This window comes from Mycobacterium szulgai (assembly GCF_002116635.1).
GTDB lineage: Bacteria > Actinomycetota > Actinomycetes > Mycobacteriales > Mycobacteriaceae > Mycobacterium > Mycobacterium szulgai.
The window spans coordinates 1-1,213 of record NZ_LQPW01000127.1; the positions used below are offsets into that span (position 1 = coordinate 1).

At 69.2% G+C, this 1,213-nt stretch carries 1 protein-coding gene; it reads left to right on the forward strand.

Annotation, left to right across the window (positions count from 1 at the left end; translation table 11 throughout):
* The coding region (locus AWC27_RS17895; RefSeq protein ID WP_139837067.1) for a type I polyketide synthase at window positions 1-1,213 on the forward strand (1,213 nt) is incomplete at both ends.

Below are 1,213 nucleotides of genomic sequence, written 5' to 3' on the forward strand. Positions count from 1 at the left end.
CACGACCACCGCTGCGGTGCTGGCCCACCCCGACCCGGCCAGCCTGGACCCCGACCGGCCCTTCAAAGACCTCGGCATCGACTCCCTGACCGCCCTGGAACTACGCAACGCCCTAGCCCAGCACACCGGCCTCACCCTGTCCCCCGCCTTGATCTTCGATCACCCGACCCTGGGCGCTCTGGCTCACCATCTGCTCACCCAGCTCACAACGACGAACTCCGTGGCCAAACCGGTACGGACTGCCAGCATTGCGCGCGCCGAGGAGCCCATCGCGGTGGTGGGCATGGCGTGTCGCTTCCCCGGTGGCATTGATTCGGCCGCCGGCCTGTGGGAGGTCGTCAGCGGCGGCATCGATGTGATGGGGGAATTTCCGAGCGATCGGGGCTGGAATCTGGCCGAGTTGTTCGACCCCGACCCCGACGCGGTGGGCAAGACCTACACCCGCTACGGCGGCTTCCTGCCCGGCGCGGCGGACTTCGATGCGGAGTTCTTCGGCATCTCCGCCCGCGAAGCCCAAGCCATCGAACCCCAACAGCGGCTACTGCTCGAGGTGTGCTGGGAGGCGCTGGAAGCCGCCGGTATCGACCCAACCGCTCTGGTCGGCTCCGACACCGGGGTCTTCGCCGGCACCTGGGCCCAGCCGTACGGGGATGAAAGTTCGAACGGCGCCGAGGGCTACGGCCTGACCGGTAATGCCACCAGTGTTGCCTCGGGCCGGGTGGCCTATCTGTTGGGGTTGCAGGGTCCGGCGATCACCGTGGACACCGCGTGCTCGTCGTCGCTGGTGGCGACGCACCTGGCGTGTCAGTCGCTGCGCACCGGCGAATCGGGTCTGGCCCTGGCGGGCGGCGTGACGATCATGACCACGCCGGCCATCTTCACCGAGTTCGCCCGGCAGCGCGGGCTGGCCGGGGATGGGCGCTGCAAGGCATTCGCCGCGACCGCTGACGGTACGGGTTGGGGCGAGGGTGCGGCGGTGGTCGTGCTCGAGCGTCTCAGTGACGCGCGCCGCAACAACCATCCGGTGCTGGCGGTCATCGCCGGCTCGGCGGTCAATCAGGACGGCGCGTCCAACGGATTGACCGCCCCCAACGGCCCGGCACAGGAGCGGGTTATCGCCCAAGCCGCGGCCAGTGCCGGCATCGGCCTGGGTGAAGTTGATGTGGTGGAGGCGCACGGGACCGGCACCAGTTTGGGTGACCCGATCGAAGCC